Origin of the sequence: Spirabiliibacterium falconis, assembly GCF_014885015.1 — a bacterium.
In the GTDB taxonomy this organism is placed as follows: domain Bacteria; phylum Pseudomonadota; class Gammaproteobacteria; order Enterobacterales; family Pasteurellaceae; genus Spirabiliibacterium; species Spirabiliibacterium falconis.
The window spans coordinates 67,705-84,601 of sequence record NZ_JABMIJ010000007.1; the positions used below are offsets into that span (position 1 = coordinate 67,705).

15 protein-coding genes are annotated in these 16,897 nt (G+C 43.5%); 6 read left to right on the forward strand and 9 right to left on the reverse strand.

Features of this window, described 5'->3' with window-relative positions; genetic code table 11:
- Positions 1 to 334 precede the first annotated feature (334 nt).
- Entirely contained in the window at positions 335 to 1,282 is a 948-nt protein-coding gene (gene corA, locus HPC40_RS04875) for a magnesium/cobalt transporter CorA (RefSeq protein ID WP_208118373.1), read from the forward strand.
- A 36-nt stretch (positions 1,283 to 1,318) separates the two neighbouring features.
- On the opposite strand, the gene HPC40_RS04880 is transcribed toward corA, so the two are convergent.
- Complete coding sequence (locus HPC40_RS04880; RefSeq protein ID WP_208118374.1) at positions 1,319 to 2,032, reverse strand: UDP-2,3-diacylglucosamine diphosphatase; 714 nt, start codon at positions 2,030 to 2,032, stop codon at positions 1,319 to 1,321.
- A gap of 90 nt (positions 2,033 to 2,122) precedes the next feature.
- On the opposite strand from HPC40_RS04880, the gene HPC40_RS04885 reads away from it, so the two are divergent.
- Positions 2,123 to 2,851: a 1-acylglycerol-3-phosphate O-acyltransferase gene (locus tag HPC40_RS04885; RefSeq protein WP_208118375.1), complete on the forward strand. Its 729-nt coding sequence runs from the start codon at positions 2,123 to 2,125 to the stop codon at positions 2,849 to 2,851.
- A complete protein-coding gene (locus HPC40_RS04890) occupies positions 2,835 to 4,256 on the forward strand; it encodes a multicopper oxidase domain-containing protein (RefSeq protein ID WP_208118376.1) in 1,422 nt (473 codons plus the stop codon). Before HPC40_RS04885 ends, HPC40_RS04890 begins: the two co-directional genes overlap by 17 nt.
- A 20-nt stretch (positions 4,257 to 4,276) precedes the next feature.
- Here HPC40_RS04890 and HPC40_RS04895 read toward each other — a convergent pair whose 3' ends face one another.
- Positions 4,277 to 5,443, reverse strand: coding sequence for an FAD-dependent oxidoreductase (locus tag HPC40_RS04895; protein WP_208118377.1), 1,167 nt, complete (start codon positions 5,441 to 5,443; stop codon positions 4,277 to 4,279).
- Positions 5,444 to 5,612: 169 nt separating this feature from the next.
- Here HPC40_RS04895 and miaB point away from each other — a divergent pair, with 169 nt between their 5' ends.
- Positions 5,613 to 7,037, forward strand: coding sequence for a tRNA (N6-isopentenyl adenosine(37)-C2)-methylthiotransferase MiaB (miaB, locus tag HPC40_RS04900; RefSeq protein WP_208118378.1), 1,425 nt, complete (start codon positions 5,613 to 5,615; stop codon positions 7,035 to 7,037).
- 182 nt (positions 7,038 to 7,219) lie between these two features.
- On the forward strand, positions 7,220 to 8,971 hold the full coding sequence (ggt, locus tag HPC40_RS04905) for a gamma-glutamyltransferase (RefSeq protein ID WP_208118379.1): 1,752 nt from the start codon (positions 7,220 to 7,222) through the stop codon (positions 8,969 to 8,971).
- Positions 8,972 to 8,998: 27 nt separating this feature from the next.
- On the opposite strand, the gene ruvX is transcribed toward ggt, so the two are convergent.
- From ruvX to glnA, 6 genes are all read right to left on the reverse strand, one after another.
- Entirely contained in the window at positions 8,999 to 9,424 is a 426-nt protein-coding gene (gene ruvX / locus HPC40_RS04910; protein WP_208118380.1) for a Holliday junction resolvase RuvX, read from the reverse strand.
- Entirely contained in the window at positions 9,424 to 9,987 is a 564-nt protein-coding gene (locus tag HPC40_RS04915; RefSeq protein ID WP_208118381.1) for a YqgE/AlgH family protein, read from the reverse strand. Before HPC40_RS04915 ends, ruvX begins: the two co-directional genes overlap by 1 nt.
- A complete protein-coding gene (gene rsmE, locus HPC40_RS04920) occupies positions 9,987 to 10,721 on the reverse strand; it encodes a 16S rRNA (uracil(1498)-N(3))-methyltransferase (RefSeq protein WP_208118382.1) in 735 nt (244 codons plus the stop codon). Before rsmE ends, HPC40_RS04915 begins: the two co-directional genes overlap by 1 nt.
- Positions 10,722 to 10,857: 136 nt before the next feature.
- Positions 10,858 to 11,055: a hypothetical protein gene (locus HPC40_RS04925; protein WP_208118383.1), complete on the reverse strand. Its 198-nt coding sequence runs from the start codon at positions 11,053 to 11,055 to the stop codon at positions 10,858 to 10,860.
- A 95-nt stretch (positions 11,056 to 11,150) separates the two neighbouring features.
- Complete coding sequence (locus HPC40_RS04930) at positions 11,151 to 11,960, reverse strand: TatD family hydrolase (protein ID WP_208118384.1); 810 nt, start codon at positions 11,958 to 11,960, stop codon at positions 11,151 to 11,153.
- 3 nt (positions 11,961 to 11,963) lie between these two features.
- Positions 11,964 to 13,382, reverse strand: a complete 1,419-nt coding sequence (gene glnA / locus HPC40_RS04935; protein WP_208118385.1) for a glutamate--ammonia ligase — start codon at positions 13,380 to 13,382, stop codon at positions 11,964 to 11,966.
- A 264-nt stretch (positions 13,383 to 13,646) separates the two neighbouring features.
- Between glnA and typA the strand changes: the two genes are divergently transcribed.
- Positions 13,647 to 15,497: a translational GTPase TypA gene (gene typA, locus HPC40_RS04940; RefSeq protein ID WP_208118386.1), complete on the forward strand. Its 1,851-nt coding sequence runs from the start codon at positions 13,647 to 13,649 to the stop codon at positions 15,495 to 15,497.
- A gap of 62 nt (positions 15,498 to 15,559) precedes the next feature.
- On the opposite strand, the gene HPC40_RS04945 is transcribed toward typA, so the two are convergent.
- Positions 15,560 to 16,804, reverse strand: coding sequence for an esterase-like activity of phytase family protein (locus HPC40_RS04945; protein ID WP_208118387.1), 1,245 nt, complete (start codon positions 16,802 to 16,804; stop codon positions 15,560 to 15,562).
- Positions 16,805 to 16,897 lie beyond the last annotated feature (93 nt).

Below are 16,897 nucleotides of genomic sequence, written 5' to 3' on the forward strand. Positions count from 1 at the left end.
TATTCGCAAATAACAAAAATAAGGACAAATAATAACCCTTGTCCACCATTACAATATTTTACGCCACCGTTAGGTGGCTTTTTTTATCTAACCCTCAGCCATTTGAGGCAAAAAACTTGCTTTTTAATGGATTAGAGCGTAACATTCGCAGCAATTTAGTCATTTGAGGAATATACGTTGGACAGTCATAGTCGAAACTGGTTTACTTTTCACTTTTGATACTCTCTCCACATGACTTGTCGGCGATAGTATCGCTAGATAAGTTCGGCTTCGCCCGCCATTTTCCCATTTTTCCTGTCTACACTATGTTCACAACCCATAGGATAGAAAGATTATGATTGGGGCTTTTGCTTTAGATAACGCACGCCTCGTGCGCCTTGACGATACATCGCAGAATTTAGATAGTGCTATTTGGATTGACCTACTTGATCCCACACGCGAAGAGCGTGAAATGCTACGTGATGCGCTCGGGCAAAGCCTTGCCTCCTACCTAGAATTAGAAGATATTGAAGCATCTGCGCGTTTTTTTGAAGATGAAGACGGCTTGCACTTACACTCCTTTTTCTATTGCGAAGATGAAGATGACTACGCCGATATTGCCACGGTAGCCTTTACCGTGCGTGATGGGCGTTTATTTACATTGCGCGATCGTGAACTGCCTGCTTTTCGTCTGTATCGTATGCGATCACGCAGCCAAAAATTATTAGAGTGTAACGCCTACGAATTGCTACTGGATTTATTTGAAACCAAAATCGAGCAACTTGCAGATGTGATTGAAACTATCTATGCTGATTTGGAAAAATTAAGCCGCATTATTCTTGACGGCAAACAAGGCGAGGCGTTTGATGATGCCCTTGCCACTCTCACAGAACAAGAGGATGTCAGCTCTAAAGTGCGGTTGTGCTTGATGGATACGCAACGTGCGCTGAGTTTTTTGGTTCGTAAAACACGCCTACCTGCAAGTCAGCTTGAACAAGCCCGAGAAGTGCTGCGAGATATTGAATCTCTGCAACCGCACAATGATACCCTTTTCCAAAAAATCGACTTCCTCATGCAAGCGGCAATGGGTTTTATCAATATCGAACAAAACCGTATTATGAAAATTTTCTCCGTCGCGGCGGTCATCTTCCTGCCGCCTACATTGGTGTCTTCCACCTACGGGATGAACTTCGATATTATGCCAGAACTGCATTGGGCATATGGCTACCCATTCGCACTGGGGTTGATGTTCTTAGTGGGCGTCATTCCCTACTTCTACTTCAAACGCCGTGGCTGGTTATAGTCCCAACCGCACTTTTATTGACAAGTAAACGTGCGGTTAATGTATTTCCCCGAACTGCCACTCGCCTTTATCACTGAGGCTAAGATAAGGGGCACTCGTACGCCAATCGCCCAACACAAAACGTTTCCCGCCCGCGACGTTATGTGCAGCTTGGCGGTGGGTATGACCGTGCACCAGCGTTGGCACATTGTAGTGCACCATAATGTGCTCGACAAAGTGCGGTGTAACATCCATTATTTCAGCATTTTTTTGCCCCTTTTGCCGCTGGCTATTGGCGCGCATTTTTGCCGCAATATTCAGTCGTAACGCTAACGGCAACATTAAGAAAAGTTTTTGCAACCAACGCTGATGCACCAGGCGACGAAAACGCTGATACTGCTGATCATCAACACATAGCGTATCACCGTGGCACAGCAAAATCGTTTGTCCTGCATATTCAATGCACTGATAACTTGGCAGCAAGATTAAACCGCACTTTTGTGCAAAACGCTCACCGAGTAAAAAATCACGATTGCCGTGTTGAAAATAAACTGGAATACCTTGTGCCGTTAAATCTCGAATCTCTGTTTGCACGCACTGGATGGTGTCAGATTGCTCATCGTCGCCCACCCAAAATTCAAACAGATCGCCTAATATATATAATGCCTCACTTGCTCTCGCTTGGCTGCGCATAAAGCGTGTAAAATACGTCACTAAGTGCGGTCTGTCGTCACTTAAATGTAAATCAGCAATAAACGTGATGTGCGCCATATCAACTCACATTTGGGGATAATGATCGTAAAGATACACATATTACGAGATTTTCGCTATACTTCGGGTAAAAATTTTAAAGGATTTGCTATGTTAGCCATTTTACGAACCATTATTGTGGTGTTCTGTGCCATTCTTATCTGTGTATTTGGCACGCTTTATTCGCTTATACGCTTTAAAAATCCAAGTAATGTTGGCGTGTTGGCACGTTGGTTTGGGCGGCTGCATACCCTTTTCGGGCTGGATGTGGAGCACCGTTTTCCAAAAGGTGTAGAGCAGTTTGGCCCCTGTATTTATATCGGTAATCATCAAAATAATTATGATATGGTCACCCTTGCCTATATGGTTCGCCCGAAAACGGTCAGTGTAGGCAAGCGTAGTCTGCTCTATATTCCATTTTTTGGACTGTTATATTGGGCAAGCGGCAATATTTTGCTCGATCGTGATAATAAAAGCAAAGCACATTCTACGATGGCGCAACTCGCTAAACGCATTCAGCAAGATAAGCTTTCTATTTGGATGTTCCCTGAAGGTACGCGTAGCCGTGGGCGTGGACTGTTGCCATTTAAAACAGGCGCATTTCACGCAGCCCTGGCAGCACAAGTCCCAATTGTGCCTGTATGTTGCTCAACCTTGCACAACAAAGTAAAACTCAACCGCTGGAACAATGGTAAGGTTATTTGCGAAATGCTAGAACCTATTGATGTCAGTGGCTTTAACCGTGATAATGTGCGTGAACTTGCCAACCATTGTCACGCCATTATGCAAGCCAAAATTGCTGAACTTGACGCAGAAATTGCCCATGAAACGCAAGGATAATTCATTTTGGCTCTCACGCAGAGCATTGCTAAAAAACAGTGCCATTATGAGTGCAAGTGCGGTCTTACCCGCTGTTGCACAGGCGAAAGCGCGAACCGCACTTCCCATCCCGCCCTTATTAGATGTTGGGCGTGGCAAGCCTGTCTTGCTATCAATGACCAGCGTCAAAAAACGCTTTTTAGACGGTGAAAAAGTGGAGGCATGGGGCTTTAATGGTGCGTATCTTGGTCCTACAATCAAATGTAAACAAGGAGATTTTGTACGCCTTAATTACCGCAATCAATTATCTCAAGCTGTCTCATTAACCATTCAAGGTTTACAAGCCAGTGGTGAATTGTTAGGAGGCGTAGGCAAACTTTTTCAACCCAATAGTGGATGGTCGCCCGTCATTCCCATTACACAAAATGCCGCCAGTTGTTGGTATCACGCTAATACGCTCGCTCGCAGTGCATATCAGGTTTATCGTGGCTTACTCGGGCTTTGGATTATTGAAGATAATGCCAGCCGCAAAGCAAAATTGCCTAATCAATATGGTGTAAATGATATTCCACTCATTTTACAAGACGTACAGCTCAATCGCCAAGGCGAGCAACTGTTTAACGCCAACACATATCCATTTTTAGGCAACCGTTTGCTGGTTAATGGGGTTGAAGCTCCTTATCTTACGGTGGCGCGTGGCTGGATTCGGTTACGTTTACTCAATGCCTCTCTCTCTCGTAGCTATCAACTTAGCCTAGATAATGGCAACCCGATGGTATTGCTCGCTGGCAATTTAGGCTTTGTTCCACAACAACGTCCTATCTCGCACTTGTTCTTAAGCCCTGGTGAACGTGCTGAAGTGCTAGTGGATTTAAATGAAGGTGGTGAAGTATCGCTGATTACGGGCGAAAAACGAGGATTTTTGCATAACATCACCGCACTTTGGGCAGATGACAATGAACTTTATGACAACACGGTGTTGACCCTACGTCCTGAAGGGCTAGTTTCGGCGTTTGCTCACAAACCGCACATTGATGCCGCCTTACAATTTGACTCTCCCATTGAGGTCGTACGCGAACGCCAATTTGTGCTTGATGTGGACAATGCCCTGATTAACCAGCAACGTTTTGATCCGCGTCGTATTGATGTGAGTGCCAAATTAGGTAGTTTTGAACGCTGGAATTTAAGTAGCAACACGCCGATCGGTTTTCGAATTGAAGGGGCGAAATTCTTAGTCGAGCGAGCCAATGGAAGAACACTTGATCTCACTCAGGCAAGTTGGCGCGACACGCTATGGCTCAATAGCCCAATGTCAGTACTAGTCAAATTCGAGAATATGTCGTCGAACAATTACCCATTTACCTTCGGGGCGAGTGATTTAATGCTCGCGGATAAAGGCTGCTTGGGTATGCTTGTCGTGCAATAAGGTTGACCGCACTTTATATTTTACAGTCCCAACGCATAGTTAAGAGCACGCTTTTTCAACGGCGTGCATTTTTGCACCCCAAGTAGTGCTAAATTACGAACTATTTTGAGGGGCAATAGCGGTTCTTTAAAGCCTTTATAAAACGCATCCATGCCCGTTTGCATCAATAAATTGTCTGGCTTTCTGCGACGCTGATAACGCTGTAACACCTCATCACTGGCAATATTTTGCCCTGCTTGCTGAGCTTGTTGCATTACCTCTAAAAATACCGCCACATCTTTAAAACCTAAATTAACACCTTGTCCAGCCAATGGGTTAATCGTGTGGGCAGCATCGCCAAGCAACACAATGCCGTCTTTATAATACTGCTGCGCATGGCGACGCACCAACTCAAAACTCGCTACCTGTGTAGCCTGCACTTGCCCCAAACGAGGGGGAAACACACGCATTATCTCCTCACTCAGTAGCTCAAGTGGCAAATGCTGCAAACGTTGAATTTCAGCAGGCGTATCATACCAAACTAAACAGCCTTGATGCCCAAGCAGTGGCAAAAAGGCCCGTGGTCCTGACGGGCAGAACTGTTGCCACGTAATGTCTTGCTGAGGTAACGCGGTATTCACCAGTATCAACATACAACGCTGGCGATATTGCCAGCCTGTCAAGCCGATATGGGCGATTTGTCTGAGCTGAGAATTCGCTCCATCCGCCGCAACAATAAGCGGCGCTTGGAATTGCTCCCCCTGCTTCATGCTTACGCACCACTGTTCACCGCACTTTTTAATCGAACTGATCTCACCGATACAGTGCTCCAAATTATCCAACCCGGCAAACGCTTGCCAAAGTCCACGTTGCACCACATTATTTTCTACCATAAATCCCAGCTCATGTAGGCCAAGCTCTTGGCTCGTGAATGTGGTTTCAAACCCCTCTATTTCCCACGTGGCAAGGCGAGTATAGGGGCAGGTACGCATTGCGTGAATATTGTCCCATGCGGCTAATTGGTTAAGTAATTTCACTGAGCCTGCACTGATGGCTGAAATACGAATGTCATACGCGCCATCGGGTTCAAAGTGCGGTAACGGCTGTCGCTCAAGTAATTGCACTTTAAGCTGTTGCTGTGCTAACCCCAGTGCAGCCGCTGCCCCGACCATACCACCGCCAACGACAATAACATCACAATGTTTCATATTTCACCCATTTGCCCTTAAATTTCTTAAGGCTATTGTACCGAGATCGATAAATTTTACCATTAGATCACGAAAATTTGCGTTTTTAACTGGTCAGATAAAAAGCAAATCAGTAAAATAGCCCCTTGCTTAAAATTCATAAATCCGCACTGTGCGGTTAATCGAGATTATGACACAAAAACTACATATAAAAACATGGGGCTGCCAAATGAACGAGTACGACTCCTCAAAAATGGCGGACCTGCTCAACAGCACCCATGGCTTTGAGCTCACAGAAAATGCTGAAGAAGCAGATGTATTACTGCTCAACACTTGCTCTATTCGAGAGAAAGCCCAAGAAAAAGTGTTCCACCAATTAGGACGCTGGAAGGATCTCAAAAAAGCCAACCCGAATCTCGTGATCGGCGTAGGTGGCTGTGTTGCATCGCAAGAAGGAGCACACATCCGTGATCGCGCACCTTATGTGGACATTATTTTTGGACCACAAACGCTGCACCGCCTACCTGAAATGCTCAATCAAATTCGTGGAGGTAAAAGTGCGGTCGTTGATGTCAGTTTCCCTGAAATTGAGAAGTTTGATCGCTTGCCAGAGCCCCGCGCAGAAGGACCGACAGCGTTCGTTTCCATTATGGAAGGGTGCAATAAATATTGCTCATTTTGTGTTGTGCCTTATACGCGCGGCGAAGAGGTCAGCCGCCCATTAGATGATGTGCTATTTGAAATTGCACAACTTGCCGAACAAGGTGTGCGCGAAGTTAATCTATTAGGTCAAAATGTGAACGCCTATCGAGGTGCAACATTTGATGGTGGAATCTGCACATTCGCAGAGTTATTGCGCCTCGTTGCTGCGATAGATGGCATTGATCGCTTGCGTTTTACCACCTCACACCCAATTGAATTTAGCGATGACATCATTGATGTCTATCGTGATACGCCCGAACTAGTCAGTTTCCTGCACCTGCCCGTGCAAAGTGGCTCAGACCGTGTATTGACTATGATGAAGCGCAACCATACCGCACTTGAATATAAAGCGATCATTCGTAAACTACGCAAAGCACGCCCTGATATTCAGATTAGCTCGGATTTCATTGTCGGTTTCCCTGGCGAAAGTGCGGATGATTTCCAGCAAACGATGGATTTAATTGCACAAGTGAATTTCGATATGAGCTTTAGCTTCATTTACTCTGCTCGCCCAGGCACACCAGCAGCAGATATGCCTGATGATGTCAGCGAAGACGAGAAAAAACAGCGGCTGTATCTTTTACAACAACGTATCACACAGCAAGCCATGCAATTTAGCCGCAAAATGCTAGGAACAGTGCAACGCGTGTTAGTAGAAGGACCATCGAAAAAAGATATTATGGAGTTGACTGGGCGCACAGAAAATAACCGCATTGTCAATTTCAAAGGTGATCCATCCATGATCGGCAAATTTGTGGACATCGAGATTACCGATGTCTGGACCAATTCCCTACGGGGCAATGTCATTCGCACCGAAGATGAAATGAATCTACGCGTGCAACACTCACCCAAAGAGGTCATTCAACGCACTCGCAAAGAAGATGAACTGGGCGTTGGACACTACCACGCCTAATCCCCAACCGCACTTTTAAAAGTGCGGTTTTTTTATTCCTGCGCTATGCTCCTGCTTCATCACTTTTATTTTTATTAAAAATTAAATAGTTAGGCTTGCTTACTCGCCGTAGAAATGATAGCGTTTAAATGTTAAATTTGTTATCAATATGTAAAATATTATCTCTCGTATAAGGAGTTGCTATGATATTGAAACGTTCTCTACTCATAACCGCACTGGCATTATCTGGTATCATGGCTGCCAGCTCTTATGCCAACACAGCACCTAGCCAAACCCAGCAAGCCTCTATTCGCTATGACCAAGATATGGATATTTTCCATCCTATATATGCTCAACATGGCATGGTTGCCACAGAGCAAGCACTGGCGACACAAGTAGGCTTAGACATTTTAAAACAAGGTGGTAATGCCGTTGATGCTGCCGTGGGTGTTGGGTTTGCTTTAGCGGTTGTACTCCCGAATGCTGGAAATCTCGGCGGTGGCGGCTTTATGGTGCTGCATGATAGTAAATCAGGCGAAAATATTGCGCTGGATTTTCGCGAAGTTGCGCCGGCTAAAGCCAATCGTGATATGTATTTAGATGAAAAAGGAAATGTCGTTGATGGTAAATCACTCTTCACGCACTTTGCCGTGGGTGTGCCGGGCACAGTCGCAGGTATGGAATATGCGTTGAAAAAATGGGGTACAATGCCATTGGATAAAGTTGTTGCACCTGCAATCAAATTAGCAGAAGAGGGCTTTGTCATTAGCGATACGTTAGGCGATACTATTTCCACAGAACAAGAAATTTTGGGCAAATGGAAAGACAGCCGAGCCATTTTCTTTAAAGATGACAAGCCTCTAGCATCAGGCGATACATTAGTGCAAAAAGATCTCGCCAACTCCATGAAATTAATCGCCAAAGAAGGGGCAAAAGCCTTTTATGAAGGCGATATTGCACAAAAAATTGTCGCCGAAATGGCACAACATGGTGGGCTTATCACATTAGACGACCTCAAAAATTACAAAGTCGTGGAACGCAAACCTATTGAGGGCGAATATCGTGGTTATAAAGTACTAACTATGCCACCACCAAGTTCTGGCGGCATCCACCTTGTGCAGTTGCTCAATATTTTAGAACGCTATCCACTAAAAGAATTTGGCTTAAATAGTGCTAAAACAATTCATCACTATGCTGAAGCAATGAAATTAGCCTATGCTGATCGCTCGGAATATTTAGGTGATCCTGATTTTGTCAATATTCCGGTGAAAGGATTAACATCAAAAAAATATGCGGATGAACTGGCTGGGACAATCAGTGGTATTCATGTACGCCCGTCTAGCGAGATCAAACCAGGTAAGCCACAACCTTATGAGAGTGATCAAACTACGCACTACTCTATTGTCGATAAAGACGGTAACGCCGTCGCAGTAACCTACACGCTTAATCTGAATTTTGGCAGTGGTATTGTGGCACAGGGTACTGGCATTTTATTGAACAATGAAATGGATGATTTTTCTGCAAAACCTGGTGTTCCGAACGCATTTGGCTTGATTGGCGGAGATGCCAATGCCGTTGAGGCGAACAAACGTCCATTATCGTCAATGACGCCAACCATTGTTATGAAAGACAATAAACCATGGTTAGTCACTGGCAGCCCTGGTGGTGCACGTATTATTACAACCGTGTTACAAAGTATTTTAAACACAATAGATCATGGCTTAAACCCAGCAGAAGCCATTTCAGTACCACGTGTCCATCACCAATGGTTACCTGATGAAATTCGCATTGAAGATGGCATTAGTCCTGATACAGTACATTTATTAGAAAATCAAGGTTATAACGTCAAACTCAAATCTACGATGGGACGCGTTCAAGTCATTCAAGTACGTGAAGATGGGCTTTATGGTGCTTCTGACCCACGAAATCCAGATGGCGCCACTTTAGGCTACTAAACACCAACCGCACTTTGAAAAGTGCGGTTATTCATTTAAAGGGCTATTTTCAAACCAGCTTTCAAGAATAATACAAGCAGAAATGGAATCCACTTTGCCTTTATCTAAGGCCCGAAAACCGCCACGTGCGAAAATTTCAGCTCGTGCTTCAACTGTGCTAAGGCGTTCATCGTGCAGTTGCACTGGCACACCAAAACGACCATGAATACGTTGAGCAAATTTCTTTGCGCGCAACGTTAAGGGTTGCTCACTTCCATCCATATTCAAGGGCAGCCCAACCACCACAACCTTTGGTTGCCATTCGTGCAGAACACGCTCAATCGCCTGCCAATTAGGAATGCCATTTTGTGCTTTAAACGCATTCAATGCTTGTGCCGTGCCAGTGATACTTTGCCCTACTGCACAACCAATGCTCTTTTCACCAAAATCAAACGCCAGCGCACAATAAGCCATTAGGCTATTCCCCCTTGATAAGCTAAATCTTCAGGCGCAATCCCTAACAATTCGACCGCACTTTGCCAACGTTCTTGATAGGGCGTATCAAATAAAATTCGCTGTTCAAAGGGTGCAACCAGCCACATATTTTGCCTAATTTCAGCTTCTAATTGCCCCGCTGCCCAACTGCAACAACCAATTGCCACTAAATAGTGTTCTGGTGCATTGGCTTTGCCTAATGTTTCAAGCACATCCATTGAGCTCGTCAACCAAATATCATGACCGATGGCATCACTACGCTGAAAAGGCGGAATGCATTTGGAATGTAGCACAAAACCTTTCTCCAAACTCACAGGACCACCAAGTAAGACCATAGCATTGTCGGCGATCTCACGCTTATCTGCCATCATAAAATTCATTTTGCTTACCAGCTCCGCTATGCTAGTGTCAGTGATACGGTTTAGCATCAAGCCCATAGCCCCATCACTATTGTGCTCGCATAAATAAATAACACTTTCTCGAAAAAAAGGATCGTCCATCGCAGGTGTCGCGATCAGCAAATGGTGTTGAAATTGCCCCATTACCCTAAATCTCCAAAACAAAGTTGTAATGCGGTGATCGCCGTCAGTGCTGCCGTTTCGGTGCGTAACACTCGTGGACCTAGCAACACGGATTGAAAGCCATATTGTTCTGTCATTGCGATCTCCTGTGCTGATAGCCCACCTTCCGCCCCAATCAAGAGCCGAACGCCTGCCTTGCTCACACCTTGCAGCCCCGCAATACCGCACTTTGCCCGCGGATGAAGGTTGAGTTTTAACTCATTGCCACCCTCCATGCACCACTGCTCAAGTTTCATTAAAGGACGAATTTCAGGCACATAATTACGTCCACACTGTTCACAGGCCGCAATAGCAATTTTTTGCCATTGTTGACGTTTTTTCGCCATGCGTTGTTCGTCTAACTTTACACCACAACGCGCCGACCATAATGGCGTAATGACGCTCACGCCCAATTCAACCGACTTTTGAATGGTAAACTCCATTCGCTCACCGCGAGAAATCACCTGCCCAAGATGCAAAAACAGCGGCGATTCACGGTTATCTTCTTGCCCCGAACCAACCCTAACCAGCACAGATTTTTTATTTATTTCTTTGATCGTGGCAGGAAATACGGTATTTGTGCCATCAAATAACAGCAATGCATCGCCCACATTCATTCGCAATACACGTGCAACGTGGTTAACGGCATCATCACTCAAGGCATAAGTTACGCCCGCTTGGAGAAGCTCAGGGCTAAAAATTCGTGGAATTCGCATACTCTTTTTGGCTAGATAAAAATGTGATCATACCATTGAATGGCATAAAATTCGACAGCTAGACACGCACTCATCCATAACGTACTGGTAAGATGAAGGTCACATCGCCATAGCACTGAGCCTTTAGTTTGTGGTGTTATGTGCAGGTATATTCAACTAAAAAATCACTTTCCCACATGCCATCATCCCGTTTTTTATCAATAAAATCATCAGGTAATAACGCTTGATAGCTCAAAATGAGTTCATACTCCTGTTTTGTCTGGGCATCTAAGCGCGCCCACGCTTCAGCACTGAGTGCCTTGATTTTTTCAATTGAAATCCCATGAATTTCCATGATTGCCTCCTTACATATATTGGTATCTTAACTAACTTTTTGTTGTTATAACGCAATTATTGGCTATCAAGCTCATATTTACCGCTAAATAGCAGTTATTTACGCTCAAAACACTCACTAGGAAATAGCTGGCAACTCTTCGTCCAGACCGCACTTTGAATTTTGTCCGCACTCTCAATACGCAACGCACACAATGCGTCAAACACATTGACGATGCGCGCAGGCTCATTTGGTATGCCTTGATAGCCATTCACAGGCATATCTGGACTATCCGTTTCCAACACTAGTGCATCTAACGGCAATTGGCTGATGGCACGGCGTGTTTTATTTGCGCGTGGATAAGTTATAGTACCGCCCACACCAATAGCAAATCCCAAATCAACAAAGCGTTTGGCTTGCACATAACTTCCAGAAAAGCCGTGAATTACCCCTTTTTGAGGTAGCTCGATCCGTTTTAAAAAGGTATAAAGCTGATCGTGGCTGTGCCGAGAATGCAAGCTGACCGCTAACTGGTGTTGCTGCGCAAGATAAAGTTGCGCTTCTAGAAATTCGCACTGTTTTGCCCAATTTTCAGGTGTTATCAGTTCAGGAATAGCCCGTTCTAACCCAATTTCTGCCACCGCAACACAAAAGTGCGGTCGTAGGCGTAAATGTTCCGCAAGGGTATCTAAATCACCCTGAGTGTGTTCAGTAATAAAAAGTGGGTGCAGCCCAACGCCATAACAGCATATGTGTGGCACTTGAGCGCAAAGTGCGGTCAAATTGGAAAATTGCGTCGCTTTTACCGCAGCGATCAAAATACGCTGCACATCCGCAACTTGTGCAGCTTTTAAAACAGGATGTGATCCGATGTGTTGCCCTTCAAGCAACACATCAATGTGCGTATGGGTATCAAAAAACGCCACAAATTATGCGTAATACATCTCAAATTCAACAGGGTGTGGCAACATATTAATGCGTTCAACGTCTTTGCTCAAAAGCCCAACATACGCCTCGATAAAGTCATCACTGAATACCCCACCTTTCGTCAAGAAGTCTTTGTCTTGCATAAGTGCGGTCAACGCTTCCTCTAATGAACGCGCCACATGCGGCACTTGTTGCAATTCTTCAGGTGGTAAATCATAGAGATTTTTATCCATTGGATCACCTGGATGAATTTTATTGTGAATTCCATCTAACCCCGCCATTAAAATGGCTGCAAAGGCAAGATATGGGTTGGCACATGGGTCTGGGAACCGCACTTCAATGCGACGTGCTTTCGGGCTTGATACCGTCGGAATCCTAATAGATGCAGAGCGGTTGCTTGCAGAATAAGCCAACAATACAGGGGCTTCATAACCTGGCACTAATCGTTTATAGGAATTGGTTGTTGGATTAGTAAACGCGTTTAACGCTTTGGCATGCTTAATAACCCCGCCAATAAAGTAAAGTGCGGTTTCTGACAAATTAGCATATTTATCACCTGAAAATAAATTTACCCCATCTTTGCTTAACGAAATATGGCAGTGCATACCTGAGCCATTGTCGCCAAATAGCGGTTTTGGCATAAAAGTCGCTGTTTTTCCATGTTGATGCGCAACATTATGCACAACATATTTATAAATTTGCGTTTCATCCGCCTTAAGAGTTAATGTATTGAAGCGGCAGGCAATTTCATTTTGCCCTGGACTGCCCACTTCATGATGATGTGCTTCGATCACAATGCCCATTTCTTCCATGAGTAAACACATTTCCGAGCGAATATCTTGTGCACTATCCACTGGTGCAACAGGCACATAACCGCCTTTTACTCGTGGACGGTAGGCTTTATTGCCCTCTTCATACTCTGCATTGCTATTCCATGGGGCTTCAATATCATCAATTTGGAAGGTAGTATGCTCAGGCGACACTTTAAAACGCACATCATCAAACATAAAAAATTCAGGCTCTGGACCAACCAATACAGTATCAGCTAAGCCGATTGATTTTAAATAGTTTTCTGCACGCACCGCAATCGAACGAGGGTCGCGATCATAACCTTGCATAGTATCTGGTTCATACACATCACAGCGAATGGATAAGGTAGGAATATCAAAGAAAGGGTCAATGAAGGCTGATTGTGCAATCGGCATTAATACCATATCGGATTTATTAATGGTTTTCCAACCGCCAATTGATGAGCCATCAAACATTTTACCGTCTTCAAAAAAGTCTTCATCCACCGCACTTGCAGGGATCGACATATGGTGTTCCCTACCTCGCAAATCGGTAAAGTGTAAATCAACAAAGCGCACATCATGCTCTTCAATCAATGCGAATACGTTTTCAATTGCTGATAAATCAGACATAAATAACCCTCAAAATAGATGATAAAAAGCAAAACTTAACTTAATGAAAATATCGCTTACTGCACGAAAAATCAATAGATTTATGCGCAAGATCACAATATTATTCGCTTAACTTTACAACAACAAAATAAAATACACTATTTCACAATAAAAAATAGCCGATCTCGTATAAACAGGCTATAATTTAACGCTTTATATGCGAATGATATAAATACCTCGTGCGCTAGACCGCACTTTAGCATTTTATTTTACGAAGAATACCAAATGGATAATAAATTAGACATTAATAAACTGCGCAATATCGCAATCATTGCGCACGTTGACCACGGTAAAACCACGCTGGTCGATAAACTTTTACAACAATCTGGCACATTTGATAATGTTCGTGGCGACAGCGACGAACGTGTTATGGATTCTAACGATCTTGAAAAAGAACGCGGTATTACTATTCTTGCAAAAAATACCGCCATTAACTGGAATGACTATCGCATCAATATCGTAGACACCCCAGGACACGCCGATTTTGGCGGTGAGGTTGAACGCGTATTGTCAATGGTTGATAGCGTACTATTATTAGTTGATGCGTTTGATGGCCCAATGCCGCAAACCCGTTTTGTCACCCAAAAAGCATTCGCTCATGGCTTAAAACCTATCGTGGTGATCAATAAAGTCGATCGCCCTGGTGCGCGTCCAGATTGGGTTGTGGATCAAGTATTTGATCTCTTTGTCAATCTTGGTGCAACCGACGAACAGCTTGATTTCCCGATTATTTATGCGTCCGCACTTAATGGTGTCGCAGGCAATGAACATGAAAATCTTGCCAGCGATATGACACCGCTATTTGAAGCTATTGTAAAATATGTTGAACCACCAAAAGTGGAAGCCGACAAACCATTTCAAATGCAAATCTCTCAACTTGATTATAATAATTATGTTGGCGTTATCGGCATTGGGCGAATTAAACGCGGTAGTGTTAAACCTAATCAACAAGTTACTATTATTGATAGCGAAGGCAAAACACGCAACGGTAAAGTTGGACAAGTGCTGGGGCATTTAGGATTGCAACGCTACGAAGCCAATAGCGCACAAGCAGGTGATATTATTGCGATCACAGGTTTAGGTGAGCTCAATATTTCAGATACGATCTGTGATGTGAACAATGTAGAAGCACTGCCAGCATTAACCGTAGATGAGCCAACTGTTACGATGTTCTTTTGTGTTAATACCTCACCATTTTGTGGACGAGAAGGTAAATATGTTACCTCGCGCCAAATTTTAGAACGCCTAAACAAAGAATTAGTCCACAATGTGGCATTGCGAGTAGAAGAAACGCAAGACCCTGATGCATTCCGCGTATCAGGTCGTGGTGAATTACATCTTTCCGTGTTAATTGAAAATATGCGTCGCGAAGGCTATGAATTAGCTGTATCTCGCCCGAAAGTTATTTTCCGCGAAATTGACGGACGCAAACAAGAGCCGTTCGAGCAAGTGACCATTGATATTGAAGAGCAACATCAAGGCTCTGTTATGGAGGCCTTGGGCATTCGTAAAGGTGAAGTTCGCGATATGGTTCCTGATGGCAAAGGCCGTACTCGCCTCGAATACATCATTCCAAGCCGCGGTTTAATTGGTTTCCGTAATGAGTTTATGACCATGACATCAGGCACTGGCTTGCTTTATTCAAGTTTCAGCCACTATGATGACATTAAACCTGGCGAAATTGGACAACGTATTAATGGCGTATTAATTTCTAACGCAACAGGTAAAGCACTTGCATATGCACTCTTTAGCCTACAAGAGCGTGGCAAACTAATGATTGAACATGGTACAGAAGTGTACGAAGGACAAATTATTGGTATTCACAGCCGTAGCAATGATCTTACCGTCAACTGTTTACAAGGCAAAAAGCTCACCAATATGCGTGCTGCGGGTAAAGATGACGCGCTTGTGCTTGTCACACCTGTAAAATACACTCTTGAGCAAGCCCTTGAATTTATTGATGATGATGAATTGGTTGAAGTCACACCATCATCTATCCGAATTCGTAAAAAGTTGCTCACCGAAGTCGAACGCAAACGTGCTAACCGCACAACAACCAGCACAAGCACGCATTAATTAATCTATTTCGACAAAATAAAAACCGCACTTTTAAAAGTGCGGTTTTATATTTAGATAGCTTAATCAAGTGAAATCGGATAAATATAAACTCGACTGTGATCTCGTATCGTAGTATTTGGTAACATTTTATGTACCATATTCCCCTTATCCGATGCAATCCCAAAATCATCATCATTAATCACCGCTAGGTGATGCTGATCAATTAACCACATTCCCTCAAATTTATCATGTGGATAACCATTTTCTTTGACTAAGTCCAATACTAATTTTTTCTCTACCGCATTAATACCTACTTTCTCGAGCTCATCCCAACTTAATTGTTCTAAAGCCTTACCATTCAGTAGCATACCGGTTTTCGATTTTACATCACCAGAAACATCTGTGGCGTTGGTGATATCAATCAAATAAACATGTTTTTGTACTTCAGTGCCTTCGCTTGCAAACTTTCCATCGCGCTCACCAACCAAAAATTGACTATTACTCAATGCAATAATGGATGAATTTGAAAAATTATCCGCATTCTGTTTATATAAAAACTGTTTTGTTTCACCTGATTTCAGATCAAACATGATAATACGCGTTAAAGTGCGGTTTATAGCCTCTTGCTTTGTCGGATTAAACAGCGTTGACTGCATTATACCCACTAACGACGACTGATCGGGTGTCATAGTTAAACCTTCCATACCCCGATTGGCGCGGCGTTGAGCAAATACAGCAGGCAGCTTTCTTTTTCCTGTATTGACTCCATACGGACTAATACGTTCTAATTCAATTCCCTCACCATTAAAATGAATGAGATGCGGACCATATTCATCAGCAATCCAAAATGTACCATCTTGAGCTACAACAAGCCCTTCACTATCAATTCCATATTTATCTGTACCTAATGAATTCCCCATCATATCAAGCGCAACTTCATCTATTGCACCTAGTCCTTCTGGGTTGGGTAACCCTGTCAAGTTTTTTCCAGCTGGTGTTTTCAACTCAATCAATTTTAACAAATTGATACTATTATCTTGGGTAATTTCAAAATAACCAATACTCGGAGTATAATCAGGAATAGGAAATATTTTACTGCCTTTTTCTTTCCCAGATAAATTAGGACCACGATCAGTGAGTGCATAAAAACGTTTATTATTGCTTGGATCGCCTGTAGCATCAGAACCAAATCCACCTTGATAGATTTGTAAATGCTCATTAATTAATTTTGTCGGCATATCATAAAATTTAATCGAATCTTTCGCTAAGATCTGTATTGACATCAATAAAGAAAAAATACCACACAAAGAATATATTAATCTCATAATCACTCCTACTAAATAAATAAGAGCACATTATAAAAAATGAATATGACACCAATATGACAAACAGAGAAATATAAAAGTGCGGTCTAACCG